The organism is Pseudomonas sp. No.117 (assembly GCF_054558395.1).
The window spans coordinates 1-281 of the sequence record NZ_BAAJNP010000027.1; the positions used below are offsets into that span (position 1 = coordinate 1).

Genomic DNA, 281 nt, shown 5'->3' on the forward strand with positions numbered 1-281 from the left:
CATCAGAGTTTGGGCTACACCAGACGGTGCATCAAACGCTCATGTCTGAGCTTTACGACGATTTGATAGTGGTGGAGCCAAGGAGGATCGAACTCCTGACCTCCTGCGTGCAAAGCAGGCGCTCTCCCAGCTGAGCTATGGCCCCGTAGCAGATCAAGCAACCTGTTCCGACCGCGGCGCACACCACAACAATTGGTGGGTCTGGGCAGATTCGAACTGCCGACCTCACCCTTATCAGGGGTGCGCTCTAACCAACTGAGCTACAGACCCAATCGTCTAAC

Annotated in this window: 2 tRNA genes; both read right to left on the reverse strand. The window is 55.9% G+C overall.

The window, feature by feature from the left end:
• Positions 1 to 69 precede the first annotated feature (69 nt).
• Positions 70 to 145, reverse strand: a tRNA-Ala gene (locus ACYJP6_RS24200).
• Between the two features lie 48 nt (positions 146 to 193).
• A tRNA-Ile gene (locus ACYJP6_RS24205) sits at positions 194 to 270 on the reverse strand.
• Positions 271 to 281: the final 11 nt, after the last annotated feature.